Genomic DNA, 14,998 nt, shown 5'->3' with positions numbered 1-14,998 from the left:
GAGACAGCCCCGGCCGAGCGGGCCGCGGTGCGGGACCACTTCGTCGCCCACGTGCACGCGGAGGGGCCGCTGCCCACGCTGCGGGTGGGCCGCCAGCCGTACGGGCTGCTGCCGGTGGCCAGCCTGCGCGACTGGCACCCCGCCGGGCCGGGCGAGGCGAAGGCGGTGACGCTGCTGCACAACCTGTGGCGGGGGGTCTGGCTCCCGTCGCCCGTGCCGCGGATCGTCCCCGGGCTGGCCGACCCGGAGGGCACCCTGCTGGAGATCCTGGCCACCGACGCCCGGGTGCTGGAGGTACGGGCCCGGAGCATGCTCGGCAACGAGTACGTGAGCTGGCTGTGGCGCTTCGCCCGGCTGGGCCTCGGGCCGGACTGGCGGGAGCAGGTGGTCGAGCCGGCCCGGGACCTGCTCACCGCGCTCGGCCTGGGCGGCCCGACCGATCCCCGGCTGTCCCTGGCGGTCTTCGCCAAGCAGGCGTACGCGCTGGGCACGCCGCTGCTGGACGGGCCGGGCGAGCCCCGGGCCGACCGGGTGCAGGCGTACCTGCACGCCCTGGCCGCCGTCGGACTGCGCGGCGACGCGGTGCCGGTCAGCCCCGGCGACGGGCCGGTGCCGCTGTTCCACCGGCTGCTGCGGGCCGCCCTGATCGCCGAGCACTCGGCCGCCGCGGACGCGTTCGCCGCCGAGGCGGCCCTGCCGGCGGCGACGGAGATCCCCGAGCCGGAACTGGTCGACATCCGGCCGCACGAGGTCACCCGGGTGTTGCGCCGGCGGCTCGCCGTACCCGTCCCGGGCAGCACCGAGACGGTCGGCGGCTGGCTCACCGGCGCCCGCGACGACCCCCGGCAGGTCCGGGCCACCGCAGACCTGCGGGCGTTCCGGGCCGCGCTGGCCGGTCTGCGCGACGCCCTGGACGCCGGACTGTCCACCGCGGACCTGCACCGGCACGTGGCCGGCACGCTCGGGCTGGCCGCGCACCGGCTGGACGCCTGGATCACCTCGCTGGCGACCCGGCGGCTGGCCCAGCTCACCGCCGGTCCGCCGGCCGGTGTCCACGTGGGCGGGTACGGCTGGCTGGTCGACCTCAAGCCCGCGACGCCTCCCCAGCTGGTGGACCGGCCCGCCGACGTGCCGCCGGAGGTGGCCCCGCCCAAGCTCCCGGTCGCCCCGGCCGAGGCGGGCCACGTGCACGCGCCCTCACCGGCCCAGGCGGTCACCGCGGCGGTGCTGCGCAGCGCCTGGCGGTCGCACGGCGGCGACGACGCCCTCGCCGTCGAGCTCTCCTCCCGCCGGGTCCGCCTCGCCGAGCAACTGCTCGACGGGGTCCGGGCCGGGCAGAGCCTCGGCGCGCTGCTCGGTTACCGCTTCGAGCGCGGCCTGCACGACCACCCGGCCGGCCCGTGGGATCAGCACCTGCCGCTGTTCCGTGGGCTGGCCCCGGTCCGCGCGCACCGGGTCGACCCGCGCGAGGACGGCACCGCCACGGTCACCGCCACCGTCGAGTCGACGGCCGGGGTGGACGGCCTGGAGCTGCACCGGCTGCATCGGGCCGGTGCGCTCGACGCCCGGCTCGCCGCCCTGCCGGCGACCGCCCGCGCCGCCGTCGGGCAGGTGCTCGCCGACCTGGCCGAGGCCACCGACGCGGTGGCCGACACGCTGCTCGCCGAGAGCGTGCACCAGCTGGCGCTGGGCGACCTGAACCGGGCGGCGGCGGCCGTCGACGCCGCCTCCGGCGCGGCCACCAACCCGCCGGAGCTGCACGTCACCCGCACCCCGGTCACCGGAGCGACGGTCACCCACCGGGTGCTGCTGGTGGTGAACGTCGACGACCGGTTCGCCCGGCTGCGCCAGGACTGGCCGGCCGCCCGCGGCCACCACCCGCGCATCGCCGGGGCCGCCGCGGACGCCCTCACCGCGGTGCTGCTGCCGCCGTCCTGGCGGGTGTTCTGGCGGCTGCGCTGGCACGCCCCGGACGGGGTCACCGCCACGCCGTGGCAGCCGGCGAGCCTGGACCGGATGCAGAGCGCGGCGATCGACCTGCTGGCCGCGCCGCCGCACCCCGGCCGCCCGGACGACGCCGAGTTGGACCGGCGGATCGCCCTGGACGCCTGGGGACCGCTGCGCCCGGCCGGTGTCGGTCCGGACTGGACGCTGCAGCTGGACTACGACCGGGACCCGGGCTGGCCGGCCGAGCGGATCAGCCTCGCCGAGTTCCTGCACGCGGTGAACGTGCTGCGCGACCTGTACGGCCGGTCCCGCCCGGTGGTCGCCGCCGACCTCGGCCCCGACCCGGACGTACCGCCGCAGGTCGACGAGAGCGCCAAGGCGCAGGCCGACGAGACCTGGCAGACGACCCGGCAAACGCGCACCGCGCTGGCCGCGCTGCCCGAGCCCGACGCCGCCGGCTGGGACGAGGACGTCGCCCGGCAACTCCTCGACGCCGCCGCCGGCCTGGGCGTCGTCGGGGCCGTCCCGCCACCCCCACGTCCCGACGGCCCGCGGGCGGTCGCCGACACCGCCGCCATCGCGCGGGGCGAACTGGACCGCCGGCTCGTCGCGCACTGCCGGGTGATCGCCGAGCTCCAGGACCGGACGCCGTGCCCGCCCGGGGCGTGCCGGTGCGACCCGGCCACCGATTTCGACCGGCCCGCGGCGCCGCCCGCGCGGCGGCGGGAGGCACAGATCGCCCGGATCCGGGCGCTGCTCGGCCCGGACATGCCGGTGTTCCCGCGGGCCACCGCGCCGCAGCCGGCGCAGCTGGCCACCGCGCTGGCCGCCAGCGACGCGCTGCAGGGCGGCTCACCCCATCCGGTACGCCGGTGGCTGTCCCGCTACGGCCGGGTCCGCCCCGCCGTCGGCCGGTTGCAGGAGGTGCTGACCAGCGCCGACGCGCTGGGGGCCGGGGGTGTGGTGCAGCTGCCCCCCACCGTCCGGGTGGCACAGCTGCCGTACGCCCCGGGCGACCGCTGGGTCGGCGAGGCGCCGCCGAGCGCCGGCACCGAGCCGCTGTCGCTGGTGGTCGTCGCACCCGGCGGGATCGACCCGACCCGCCCGGTGCAGGGCGTGGTGGTGGACGAGTGGACCGAGGTGGTGCCCGCCGGGCGGGCGCAGACCGGTCTCACCTTCGAGTACGACGCCCCGGGCGCCGCCGCGCCGCAGGCGGTGCTGCTGGGTCTCGCGCCGGAGGGGGCGGCGAGCTGGCAACCCGGCAGCCTCGCCCAGGTGCTGGAGGAGGCGCTGGACCTGGCCGTGGCCCGGGCCGTCGACGTCGACTCCGTCGGCGCCGCCGGGCAGTTCCTGCCCGCCCTCTACTTCCCGACCAACGTCAACGAGAGCACCACCACCACGGACTTCGTGCCGGACGCGACGCTGACGCCGCAGGGCGGCAAGGAGGGGCTGTGACCACCGTCGAAGAGAAACTGACCGCCACCGACACCCCGTCGGTCACCACCTGGACCCGGCTGGAGCCGCGGACCCGTCGGGCCAACCTCGCGCCGGCGGTGGACGCCCGGGTCGCCGACCCGCTGTGGCTGCTGGCCCGGCAGTGGCAGCTCGGCGAGTTCACCGGGGAGGACGCCGGCTCGCCGGTGAGCGCCCGGGTGCACGCGCGGGCGGCCCGGTTCACCCGCTACCAGCCCGGCCCGTACGCCGGGGCGGTGCGGCTGCCCACCGGCGTGCCGTGGGAGGCGGTGGTGGAACGCGAACCGGCGGCCACGGCTGGTGACCTGCGCTTCGCCGTGGAGAGCGGCCAGCAGCTGCTGCGGCTGCTCGCCGCGGCCGGGGCCGGTGAGCTGGCCCCGCGGCTGTGCGACCGGTACCCGGTGCCGGCCACCCCGCCGGACGCCGCCTCGGCGGCCGACCCGGAGACCGTCGGCTACCTGCGCATCGCCGCCGGCCGGGTGCCGCACGGGGACCTGGCGCTGCGCGCCTGCGCGGAGGGCCGGTTCGTCACCGAGGCGCAGGTGCCCGCGGCCCTGCTGACCGCGGTCAACGGGGCGATCACCGAGTGGCTGACCTGGCTGGGCGTCCCGCCCCGGCCGGCCGGCCCACCGCCGGGCTACCTCCTGCAACTGCCGGCGGTGCTGGCGCCCGGCGCGTCCCGGCCCGCCGCGCCGCCGTGGCCGCCGGCCGACTTCACCCCGCTGTTCAGCACCCCCGGCCTGGAGGGGTCGGCGTGGCGGCGGGAGCGGATGGAGCACGACTTCGCCGTCGGCGCGCACGACGGCGAGGACGAGCTGGTGCTCACCGCCCACGAGTACGACGGTGACCGGCTGGACTGGTACCACTTCGACCACGAGCCGGGCAGCACGCTGGAGGCCCGGGCGGGGTTCGAGGACGTGGTGAAGGTGCTGCTGCCCACCCCGGTCGCGTACGCCGGCATGCCGTCCACCCGGTTCTGGGAGCTGGAGGACTCCCGGGTCAACCTGGCGGGCATCGGGGCCGGTGTCGGCGACCTGGCCCGGATGTTCCTGGTCGAGTACGGCCTGGTCTACGCCAACGATCACTTCCTGGTGCCGTTGGAGCTGCCGGTCGGCTCGGCCACCCGGATCCGCTCGCTGATCGTCACCGACACGTTCGGCGTACAGACGGTGGTGCCGGCCGCGGCGGAGAGCACCGCCCTGTTCCGGCCCGCCGGCGCGGTCGTCGGCGGCCGGGCCGACGTGCTGGTGCTGCCGGCCACCGCCGCCGTCACCCTGGACTCGGCCCCGGTGGAGGAGGTCCGCCTCGGCCGCGACGAGACGGCCAACCTGGCCTGGGCGGTGGAGCGCACCGTGACCGGCGCGACCGGCCGCCCCATCGACCGGAACGCCCAGGTCGGCCGGGCGGCGGTGCCGGACCGCCCGCCGGTCCCCACCGACGCCGACGTACCCGACCTGTCGTACGCGTTCGCCACCACGGTCCCGGAGAACTGGGTGCCGCTGCTGCCCGGGCCGACGGAGGACCGGCCGGACGTGGTGCGGCTGCGCCGGGTGCCGTTGCAGCAGCCGTCCCGCGACGGGGAGCCGGTCGCGGTGACCGGGCACAGCCGGCTGCTCGACTGGCGGGAACGGGACGGGCGGCTGGTGGAGCTGGCCTTCCCCGAGGAGGAGGTGCCGCGGGCCGGGAGCCGGGTGCTGCGCCGGTGGCAGCTCGCCCGCTGGGCCGACGGCTCGGTGCACCTCTGGCTCGGCCGCAGCCGGCAGGTCGGCGCGGGCGAGCTCTCCAGCGGCCTGCGCTACGACACCGTCCAACCGCGCTGACCATCCACCCGCGCCCGACACGATCAGCGGAGACCCTGATGACGATCACCTGGAAGAGGAACCTGCCGTTGCCGATGGCGCGGCCCCGGTACTACGACTACGAGTACCTGCGCGCCGACGACCTGACCCAGGCGCTGGACTATCTGCTGGCCCGGCAGAACCTGGCCGCCCGGCTGCTGCGCCCGACGGGTGTGGTGAGCGGCCTGGAGCTGACCCCGACCGGCAGCGACGTGACGGTCGGGCAGGGCGTGGCGATCGACGGCGACGGCCTGGTCGTCGTGCTGCCGGAGAGCCGGCGGACCACGCTGCCCGGGGACGGCACGTTCGTCGTCTGGGTGGAGTACCACGAGTACCTGTCCGACCCGCGCGACGAGGGCGGGCTGGCCGCGGAGACCCGGTGGACCGAGGAGGGCCTGGTCAAGGTCAGCGCCACCCCGCCCACCGACCCCGCGCACGCGGTGGTGCTGGGCAAGGTGACCCGGGCCGGCGGCACGGTGACGGTGCAGCCCACCGGGCGGCAGGTCGCCGGGCTGCGGGTGCCGGTCGGCGCGATCGTGCCGGCCGTCGGCGCCGGTCCGCAGGCCGGCATCACCTTCCCCACCGACCCGGGCGGCGGCTCCGGCGACGAGGCGTACATCCGGTACTGGCCGTACGGCGGGGAGAACACGATCCTGCGGATCGCCAACAACAACGACCCCGACGACCTCATCGCGTTCACCCAGTACGGCGCGGACCGGCTGCGCATCGGGGGCGGCATGCTGCACCTGGGCAGCATGGAGGGCGCGGCGGTGACCGCCGGGCAGGTGGTCACCGCGCTCGGCTTCTGGGGACCGGGCGTGCAGCACGCGCAGCTGTCCTTCCGCGCCGGCCGGGGATTCGAGCTGATCGACCGCAGCGCCGACGGCCCGGCGCTGGGCTACACCGAGGGCAGCAAGCCGTACGCCGACCTGGCGGTGAAGGAGCTGCGGGCGGCGAGCCTGCGCGGACGCGGCGGGCTGTCGCTGACCGCGGAGGGCGCCTACTCCGTCCGGGCCACCGGCGGGGTGACGGTGGTCAAGGACGCCACCGGCAACGGCGACCTGAGCGTGCAGGGCAACATGTCGGTGGCCGGGCACCTGACGCTGCCGAACTGGAGCTGGATCAACGGCGGCACCCGGCTGCACATCGGCGGCCCGGAGCGGCTGCACCTGCTCAACGCCGCCGGCGTGTACGTCGGCTTCGGCGGCGTCGCCGGCGCGGACAGCGGCAGCCTCTTCGTGGAGAACCGAAGCTCGTTCGGTGGCGACATGAGGGTGACCGGCAAGATGGTGGTCGGCCCGGCGACGCCCCCCCTGGCCTCCTGGAGCGGCGGCGGCATCAGCACCTTCGACCTGTTCGCCTCGGGCGCCATCTACCTCGGCGCCAGCGAGTCCAGTGGCTACACCATCAGCCTGAACGCCGGCAGCGGCGTGATCAAGGGCAAGTCGAAGCAGTTCGCCATCGACCACCCGCTGGACGCCCCGGACGCCACCGAGCGCCGGCAGCTCATCCACGCCGCGCTGGAGGGACCGGAGAACGGCGTCTACTACCGGGGCGAGGGGCGCCTCGAGGGCGGCGCCGCGACGGTCGAGCTGCCCGCGTACTTCGAGGCGCTGACCCGGCAGGACGGGCGCACCGTCCAGCTCACCCCGGTCTTCGACGACGACGAGCCGGTGTCCGCGCTGGCCGCGGGCCGGGTCCGGGACGGGGCGTTCCGGGTCCGCACGGTGGACGGTTCCCCGGCCTCGCACGCCTTCTACTGGGAGGTCAAGGCCGTCCGCGCCGACCTGGAACCGCTGGCCGTGGAGGTTCCGGCATGATGCCCACCGGTTGGTGCCCGGGTACCCGACCGGTGCCCGGCATGCTCGCCACGTACCCGCGGACGAGCTGCGTACGGATCTTCTTCGGACCGGGCGACGGGCTGCCCCCGACCGCCTGGAGCGACCAGCGGCAGCGGCTGGCGCAGGTGCCGGCGGACGCCGACGTGATCGTCTCCCACAAGGACCCGGAGGTGGACGCCGCCGCGTTCGTGGCCGCCTGGCAGGCGACCGGGCGGACCGGGCGGCTCATCCTGGTCCCGCACCACGAGCCGGAGCAGCAGGCCGGCGGCGACCCCACCCCGGCGGCCTTCCGCCGGTCCTGGACCCGCACCCGGAGCCAGGTCGGCGACCACCCCGCCCGGCACGACGGCCGGTTGCGGCTCGCGGTCTGCTGGACCCTGCAGTGGGTACGCCGGGTCGACGCCGCCGGGCGGCGGGTCAACGACTGGCGTACCTGGTGGCCGGAGCACGAGTCGGACGCGGTCGACCTGGTCCTCGCCGACTGGTACCCCTACGACCCGAAGGCCCGCAATCCGTTCCGCCCGGCCGGCTACGAGGACCCGGCCGCCGCTCTGGCGATCATGGTGGAGCTCTCCGCCGCGGCGGGCAGGCCGTGGGGCATCGCCGAGATCAACCATCCACGGATCACCCGGGCCGGCGACTTTCCGGCGGACCTGGATCCCGACGGCAGCCGCTGCGCGGACTGGTACCGGCGGATGCACGCCTGGGCGAAGGCGAACGGGTGCCAGGTGTGGTCGCACTACCACCGCGACGAGGGCGACCTCACCGACCGGACGGTGGAGCAGCAGGCGCTGCGGGAGCTGATCGCGCAGGAGGCCACCGCGCCCCGCCGGCTCGCCCCGGCGCTGGAGACGCTGCGCGGCGAGATCGCCCGGCGCTGGCCGGGCGCCGACCGGACGGTCGTCGACGCCACCCACCACGTCGACCACCGGCCCAACACCCGCGGCAGCGTCGACGCGATCGACGTGAACGTCACCGGGGTCGACACGGACGTGCTCCTCACCGCGTTCCAACGCCACCCCGCCGCCGCGCTGTGGATCCACGCGGGCACGGCCGCCCGGGCCGACGACGGCTGGACCCGGCGGGCGTACGCCGGCACCGATCCCGGGGCGGGACGGCTGCACCTGGGCATCCGGCCGGCCGAGGCGGCGGAGCGGGACCCGCGGCCCTGGGGACTGACGGAGGAGAGCGGGATGGACGCGAAACAGCTTCTCGCACTGCTGAACGACCCGGCGGTGGCCAGGCAGCTGCGGGCCCTGCCGTGGCAGTACATCGGCGGCGGCATCCCGCGCGGCATGTCCACCCTCGGGGTGCTCAACGAACTGGTGGTCACGGTCCGCGCGATCGGCGAGGTCGTCGCCAAGCAGAGCGCCGACCCGGCGGCCGTACGGGCGCTGCTGCCGGCGCAGCGCGCGGACGCCGAGGTCATGGCCGCGCCGACGAACGGGTCCGGCGGGGCGGTCGACCTGGACGCCCTCGCCGACGCGGTCGCGGCGCGGGTGATCGCGGCGCTGCCCCCGGACCCCGCCGGGCTGTCCCGGGCGGACCTGACGGCGGCCCTGCGGGACGCGCTGACCGGCCTGCCGGGCTGACCGGCCTGCCGGGCTGACCGGCCTGCCGGGCTGACCGGCCGACCCGAACCGGTGGGCTGATCGTCCGATCAGCCGGGCGGATCGCCGGCCGGTGGAACGCCCGAGGTCCACCGATCCGCCGGGCGATCCCGCCGGTCGGCGAACGGGCTTCTCGATCGGCGGCGCGCGGCGGCCGGTCGGGTCGCCGCGCCGCCGATAGCCGACTCATCCCTTGCCGCCGTGAGCTGCGGTTTCGACAGTGGACGCAGGTACCCCGCCGCGTACCGCCGCCAGGCGCGAGGACGCGGCACGCCGGCGCGGACGCCGCCGCGAGGCGCCGGCCCGAGCAGAGACCGGAGGCGACGGTGATGGACACCGCCAGCGTCGACAGTGACTACCAGGTGACCGTCTTCGAGGAGGACGACGACCCGGAGGCCCTCATCGGAGACGCGGTCGAGTACGACCTTTCCACGGACGAGGAGCAGTGACGTGAGCGTGCACCTGGCACCCACCCTGCGGGTGCTGCGCGAGGAGATCAACACCCGGTGGCCGCACCGGGACCGCAGCTCGGACGGCTGGATCGGCGACGCCGACCACCAGGCCCGCCGGTCGGACCACAACCCGGACGGCGACGACCGCTCGGTCAACGCGATCGACGTGGACGTCGACGGCATCGACCCGCTGCTCGTGGTCCGGCACTGCATCGGCCACCCGTCCTGCCAGTACGTCATCTACAACCGGGTGATCTGGAGCCGCACCCGCGGCTTCACGGCCGCCCGCTACAGCGGCGCCAACCCGCACAACAAGCACCTGCACGTCAGCGTCAGCCACCAGCGTTCGCTGGAGGACAGCCAGCGGCCGTGGGGCATCGCCGCGTCACCGGCCACCCGGCTGGGCGACCGGGTGCTGCGGGACCGCTGCCGGGGCAGCGACGTGCGGGAGCTGCAGACCCTGGCCAACCGGCTCGGCGCGCGCCTCACCGTCGACGGGGACTTCGGCCCCCGCACCGCCGCCTGGGTACGGGCGTTCCAGAAGTCCCGGGCGCTGGCGGCCGACGCGGTCGTCGGCCCGGCCACCCTCGCCGCGCTGCGGCAGGCCACCAAGCCTCCGGCGCCGCCCACCGGCCAGGTGCCGGGCTGCCGGACCGTCCGGCGGGGCAGCAGCGGCGCGGACGTGGCGTTCGTCAAGCGGTTCGTCGGCGCGCGCCGCTGCGGCCCGCCGGGCACCGAGTTCGACGAGCTCACCGAGGCGGGCGTCCGCTGGTACCAGCGGATGCGCGGCCTCACCGACGACGGCGTCGTCGGCCGGCTCACCTGGACGCAGATGGGCGTCCGGGTCACCTACTGAGGTACGGGAGAGTTCTCATGAGGGTGTCCTTTCGGCCGTCCCGGGACGGCTTCGCCTTCCGCAACGCCTTCGTCAACCACATCAAGATCGCCGGCTTGCCGATCACCGACACCAGGGGCCGCTGCGGCGGGATGGCCTTCGCGGCGCTGGACCACTGGCACCACCGGCTGCCGGTCCCCGGCGCCAGCGCCCTGCCGCCGGACGGCAACCCCGTCGCCGACTACGTCTACGACCGGCTGATCACCAGCATCGTCGACAACTGGCCGATGTACTTCCAGTTCATGCGGACGCCGGACCACCCGACCACGCTCAACGGGATCGGCGTGGCCCGGATGACCCGGGAGGAGCAGCTCCCGCAGCTCAAGCAGCTCCTCGACCAGGGGTTGCCGCAGCCGCTCGGCCTGGTGCAGTCCCGCGACCCGGGCGCGTTCGGCAACGACCACCAGGTGGTGGCGTACGGCTACGAGCAGGACGACGCGCGGACCCGGGTGTTCATCTGGGACAACCGGTACCCGGGCCGGGAGCACACGCTGGAGTTCAAGACCGCGTACGACCCGGCGGACCGGGCGGTGCGGGAGAGCAACGGCGACGAGTGGCGTGGCTTCTTCGTGGAGCGGTACGCGCCGCGGCTGCCCTGGTATCTCGCCGACGGGAAGCTGCTCAGCGACCGCTCCGACGCCCGCATCTACGTGGTGCACGGCGGGGCGAAGTTCTGGGTGACCAGCCCGCCGGAGTTCGACCGGCTCGGGCTGCGCTGGAACGAGGTGGTGGAGCTGCCGGACGGGTCGACGGGGTACGTCGCCGACGTGCCCGGGGACCACGTCCTGCTCCGGGAGATCGACCGCCCGGAGGTGTACGTCACCTACGGCGGGCACGGCTTCCACATCCCCGATCCGGACACCCTGGTCCGCCTCGGGTTCAGCTGGTCCGACGTCCGGGTGCTGCCGCGCGACTCGCTGCGGGCGCTGCGCCCGGTGCCGGTGGACGGCACGGTGCTGCGCGAGGAGCACCGGGATCCGGTCTACCTGGTGGTCGACGGGGTGCTGCGGCACGTGCCGGATCCGGTCACCTTCACCGCGCTCGGGCTGCGCTGGGACCGGGTCGGGGTGGTGCCGGACGACGCGCTGGCCGCCCTGCCGAAGGGTGCCCCGATGCCCGCCTCCCACCTGCCGACCTGGTCGGAGCGGTCGGCGGGGCAGCTGATCACCCGCGACCACGACGCGGTCGACTACCGGATCGAGGCCGGGGCGAAGCCGGCGGACGAGGTGGAGTTCGTGCTGAACCTGGGCACCGGCCTGACCTGGCGCAAGGAGCTGGGCCTGCACGCGAAGGACGGTGACTGGACCATCGCGGTGCAGGACGCCAAGCGCAGCGACGCCAACGGGCTGTACCGTTACCAGCTTCCCGACGGGCAGCTCCGGCTGCGCAAGGCGAAGCTGTTCGGCGCGGTCACCGGCGTGCTGGAGCTGAACGACCTGGACCGGCTGCCGGCCGGCGCCCGGGTCACCTTCACCTGGGTACGGGACTGACCCGGTCAGCTCTGGCGCAGGGCGGGCATCGGCACCGGGACGGACAGCGCGCTCGCCCCGGCGCCGGTCCCGCCCTCGCAGGTGTTCGGCGGCACCGTGCCGATGCCCCGCGTCGAGGGGCGTTCGGCCGCCCAGAACATGAACCCGAGCATGCCGGCGGTGGCGCCCGCGCCGTGCGGGGCGACGGTCTGCACGTACGGCGCGGCGGCACGCTGCACCGAGGTGGCGTAGTCGACGCACTCCGGCAGCGGCTTGCCGCCGTAGGCGATGTAGACGCCGCCGGTGAACTTGGCCGGGGCCAGCGGGGGCACGGGCGGGCTGTACTGCGGCTTGCCGTCGACGTGCTCCTGCCAGCTCGCCTGGGAGGTGCTGGCCGAAGCGGGCCGGGCGGACACCATGGCGTTGGCGTAGTCGAGGACCGGAACGTCGGTACGCAGCCAGTCCCCGGTCGCCTTCCGGTTGAGGTCGATCAGCCACCGGTCACCGGCGGCCACGTCGATCGTGAGCCGCGCCTCGGGCCGCGCGCCGCTGGCGTCGTACGGGTGGACGGCCCGGTAGGCGTCGATGAAGGACTGCAGGCCGGCGAGGTTCGGGCCGGTGTTCTGCTCGTAGTCGATCTCGATGCCGACGCCGAGCCGGCTGGCGACCGCGGCGGCCCGCTGGCCGAGCAGGGTGGCGTTCTCGGCGAGCGCGGCGTCCCAGTCGTCGGTGTAGGTGATGCCGCCGACGGAGAGCATCACCCGCACGCCGCGGGCGGTGAAGTAGTTGACGATCTCCGGGGTCATGCCGCGCGGCACGCCGTCGAGGGTGGTGGCGTCGGTGGTCTGGCGCAGCAGCGCGAGCGGGTTGACGAAGCTGAGCACCACCAGGTTGACCGAGGGCCGGCCGTCGCCGCGGTCGACCAGCCAGTGGTTCTGGCTGTCGAACTCGGTGACGGCGCGGACGGTTCCCCAGGTGCAGTAGTCGTTGCCGCAGTGCCAGGCGCCGTAGACCTGGACCGGCGTGGCGGCGAGCGCCGCCGGGGCTGGGTGGGGCGGCGCGGCGGCGGCCGGCGTGGTCGTGGCGAGCGTGAGCAGGAGCGTCGACAGCAGTACCGAACGTCGCATGGGCCCTCCCCGATCGATCAGTACGCCTTGTTTACAGTGCGATGCTGATCCACGTCAATGCGTCGGGGCAACCTCGGCCAGCACGCGTCGCTGGAAGGCCCGCGCCTCGGGCCCGCTGGGCGGCGGACCGCCCCGGCGGGCGGCGATCGACCGTCCGATCAGGTCGGCGTCCTCCCCCCGGTCCAGCAGCCGGCGTCCGGCGTCCGCCTTGGACAGCCAGACGCCCTCGCGGGCCTTCACCAACGAACGGCACGCACCCAGCACCGCGTCCTCCGCGCCGGGTGCCGGGCCGTCGCCGGGCGGGGTCGGCAGCGCCAACCACCAGGCCAGCGCCTCGGCCAGCAGCCGCCGCAGGTCGCCCGGGGCGAGGTCGCCGAACACCTCGGCGGCGGGCGGGCCGAGCAGGGTCAGCCCGGACTGGTGCAGGATGCTGCGGTCCAGGGCGTACCAGAAGCGCCCGTCGGCGGTGGGCCGGTCGGACGGGGCGTAGGTGGCCCGGAACGGCATCCCCGCGCCGGTGTTCAGCTCCACCTCGAAGCCGGGGTCGGGGGTGCCGGAGCCGGCCACCTCGCGGCGGTAGACGACCAGCTCCAGGCCGCGGGCCGGGCAGGGCAGGGCCTCGTGCCGCAGCCGGTCCACCAGCGTGCGCTTCGTCGGCCCGCCGAGCGGTCGCGCCACCACCAGCGCCACGTCCACGTCGCTGCGCCCCGGCTGGTACGCGTCCAGGCCCACCGAGCCGGCCGCGTACGCGCCGACCAGATCGTCGCCGAGGACGCCCCGCGCCCGGTCGACCAGCTCGGCCAGATAGCCGCGTACCTTGTCGTCCATGCCGGCCATCCTGCCCGCCCGCGGACGCGGGACGCGGTCGGGGCCCGGCGGCCCGGCCGACAGCGCCGACCGGACGCGGCGGCTCAGGCCGGGCGGTCCGGGCAGCAGACCGTCAGGGCGCCCGGCACGACCTTCACCTTCAGCCGCTTCGCCGTGGTCCGGGCCCCGCCGTCGAGCTCGTACGTCTTCGGGGCGGCGAAGCGGACGGTGACCTTGCGGCCGCGGGTGATCCGCACGAACGGCGAGTCCTCGGCGCGCCCGGCGGCCATCCGGCCCAGGGTGCGGGCCCAGTCGACGGCGCCGCTGGCGGTGGAGACCCCGATCTCCAGCGCGCCGTCGTCGGGGTGGGCGTCGTCGAAGGCCGGGATGCCACCGGTGATCGTGCCGACGTTGCCGAAGAGCACGCAGCTCGCGTCGCCGTCGAACCAGTCGGCGCCGTCGACCCGGATACGGGTGCGCACCAACTCGCCGCGGACGTGCCGCAGCCCGGTCCAGACGTACGCGGCCCGGCCGAGCCGGCCCTTGAGCTTGCGGTCGGCCTCCCGGATCAGCTCCCCGTCGAAGCCGGCGCCCGCCATCACCGCGAAGTGCTCGCCGTTGAGCCGGCCGAGGTCCAGCGTGCGGCGCCGGCCGTGCAGCGCGATCCGGACCGCTTCCGGCAGGTCGGCCGGGATGCCGAGGTTGGTGGCGAAGAGGTTGGCCGTGCCGGCGGGCAGGATGCCCATCGGCACGTCCGTGTCGGCCAGGGCGTCGGCACAGCGCTGCACCATGCCGTCGCCGCCCCAGACGAGGAGCAGGTCGGCGCCCTGCTTCAGCGCCTTGCGCACCCGCTTCGGCGCCTTCCGGCTCTTCGGCACCTCGTACCACAGCAGCCGCCCGACGCCGGCCGCGACCAGGCTGGCGCGCAGCTCGTCCAGGCCACCGCCGAGGGTCTTCTTCCGGTGGGCGACGACCGCGACGGTGCCCAGCGACCGGGCGTCGGCCGGGTCGGTGGCGGGGCTGTCGACCGCGCTCGTGCTCATGGCCGCCGAGGTACCCAGGGCGGCCCGATTCCACTCCTGGTCGAGCGCGACGCGCCCGATCCTGATCAGCCGCACACTGTGATCGGACGAATGCCTTCGGTAGAGTACGGGCGTTGACCCCGATGCTGACCGGGGCTCGGAGAGGTGCCGGGGATGACTCGACGCGGCGAGCGGCTGACGCGGGTCGCGCTGCGGTTGGGCCTGCTGGTCGCCGGGGTGACCGGCGCCTGGTGTGCCTCCGACGCGGTCGCCGGCGACGCCGCGTACGCCGCCGACCCGGCACCCGCCGGCACGGTCACCGGCGCGGTCGACGATCTCCTCCGGGATCTCCTGTCCCCCGTCCTGGCGACGCCCCCGGCGGACCCGTCCGGTGCCGCCGTGCCGTCGACCGGGACCGGCGGGGCGTCCCCGGGCCCGCCACCACCGGCCGCCTCGACCCGGCCCGCTCCGGCCCAACCGGAACGCACCGCGCGCGGTGCGCCGCCGCGGCGCACCG

Annotated in this window: 9 protein-coding genes and 1 pseudogene; 7 read left to right on the top strand and 3 right to left on the bottom strand. The window is 75.8% G+C overall.

The features are described 5' to 3' along the window. The 6 genes from DKT69_RS38105 to DKT69_RS02030 all read left to right on the top strand — a co-directional run. Positions 1 to 3,402 (top strand): hypothetical protein (locus DKT69_RS38105; RefSeq protein WP_438361792.1); only part of this gene is annotated, 3,402 nt, incomplete at its 5' end. Then, complete coding sequence (locus DKT69_RS02050; RefSeq protein WP_109799904.1) at positions 3,399 to 5,240, top strand: hypothetical protein; 1,842 nt, start codon at positions 3,399 to 3,401, stop codon at positions 5,238 to 5,240. The genes DKT69_RS38105 and DKT69_RS02050, both read left to right, overlap by 4 nt. A gap of 38 nt (positions 5,241 to 5,278) precedes the next feature. Beyond that, a complete protein-coding gene (locus tag DKT69_RS38100) occupies positions 5,279 to 7,078 on the top strand; it encodes a hypothetical protein (RefSeq protein WP_161557753.1) in 1,800 nt (599 codons plus the stop codon). Further along, a complete protein-coding gene (locus tag DKT69_RS02040) occupies positions 7,075 to 8,691 on the top strand; it encodes a hypothetical protein (RefSeq protein WP_146230964.1) in 1,617 nt (538 codons plus the stop codon). Before DKT69_RS38100 ends, DKT69_RS02040 begins: the two co-directional genes overlap by 4 nt. A gap of 468 nt (positions 8,692 to 9,159) precedes the next feature. Further along, entirely contained in the window at positions 9,160 to 10,017 is an 858-nt protein-coding gene (locus DKT69_RS02035; RefSeq protein ID WP_109799902.1) for a peptidoglycan-binding domain-containing protein, read from the top strand. A 17-nt stretch (positions 10,018 to 10,034) separates the two neighbouring features. Continuing rightward, entirely contained in the window at positions 10,035 to 11,546 is a 1,512-nt protein-coding gene (locus tag DKT69_RS02030) for a hypothetical protein (protein WP_146230963.1), read from the top strand. 5 nt (positions 11,547 to 11,551) lie between these two features. Here DKT69_RS02030 and DKT69_RS02025 read toward each other — a convergent pair whose 3' ends face one another. The 3 genes from DKT69_RS02025 to DKT69_RS02015 form a co-directional block, all read right to left on the bottom strand. Beyond that, positions 11,552 to 12,652 carry a glycoside hydrolase family 18 protein gene (locus DKT69_RS02025; protein WP_236647283.1) on the bottom strand — a complete coding sequence of 367 codons (1,101 nt, stop codon included), beginning with the start codon at positions 12,650 to 12,652 and terminating at the stop codon, positions 11,552 to 11,554. 54 nt (positions 12,653 to 12,706) lie between these two features. Continuing rightward, on the bottom strand, positions 12,707 to 13,480 hold the full coding sequence (locus DKT69_RS02020) for a nucleotidyltransferase (RefSeq protein ID WP_109799900.1): 774 nt from the start codon (positions 13,478 to 13,480) through the stop codon (positions 12,707 to 12,709). Between the two features lie 83 nt (positions 13,481 to 13,563). Further along, the gene (locus tag DKT69_RS02015) at positions 13,564 to 14,502 is read right to left on the bottom strand and encodes a diacylglycerol/lipid kinase family protein (protein WP_109799906.1); all 939 of its coding nucleotides are present in this window, start codon (positions 14,500 to 14,502) and stop codon (positions 13,564 to 13,566) included. Positions 14,503 to 14,655: 153 nt separating this feature from the next. On the opposite strand from DKT69_RS02015, the pseudogene DKT69_RS02010 reads away from it, so the two are divergent. Further along, positions 14,656 to 14,998, top strand: a pseudogene (locus tag DKT69_RS02010) (hypothetical protein); the annotation flags it as partial.

It is taken from the genome of Micromonospora sicca (genome assembly GCF_003172935.1).
GTDB classification, from domain to species: domain Bacteria; phylum Actinomycetota; class Actinomycetes; order Mycobacteriales; family Micromonosporaceae; genus Micromonospora; species Micromonospora sicca.
The sequence above is the reverse complement of the archived record's forward strand: the minus strand, read 5'-3'. Positions and strand labels throughout refer to the sequence as shown.

Bases quoted from the DNA above. Each gene is read 5' to 3' on its own strand.
- DKT69_RS38100 (WP_161557753.1), top strand. From the start codon at position 5,279: ATGACGATCACCTGGAAGAGGAACCTGCCGTTGCCGATGGCGCGGCCC.
- DKT69_RS02025 (WP_236647283.1), bottom strand. From the start codon at position 12,652: ATGCGACGTTCGGTACTGCTGTCGACGCTCCTGCTCACGCTCGCCACG.
- DKT69_RS02015 (WP_109799906.1), bottom strand. From the start codon at position 14,502: ATGAGCACGAGCGCGGTCGACAGCCCCGCCACCGACCCGGCCGACGCC.
- DKT69_RS02040 (WP_146230964.1), top strand. From the start codon at position 7,075: ATGATGCCCACCGGTTGGTGCCCGGGTACCCGACCGGTGCCCGGCATG.
- DKT69_RS02020 (WP_109799900.1), bottom strand. From the start codon at position 13,480: ATGGACGACAAGGTACGCGGCTATCTGGCCGAGCTGGTCGACCGGGCG.
- DKT69_RS02030 (WP_146230963.1), top strand. From the start codon at position 10,035: ATGAGGGTGTCCTTTCGGCCGTCCCGGGACGGCTTCGCCTTCCGCAAC.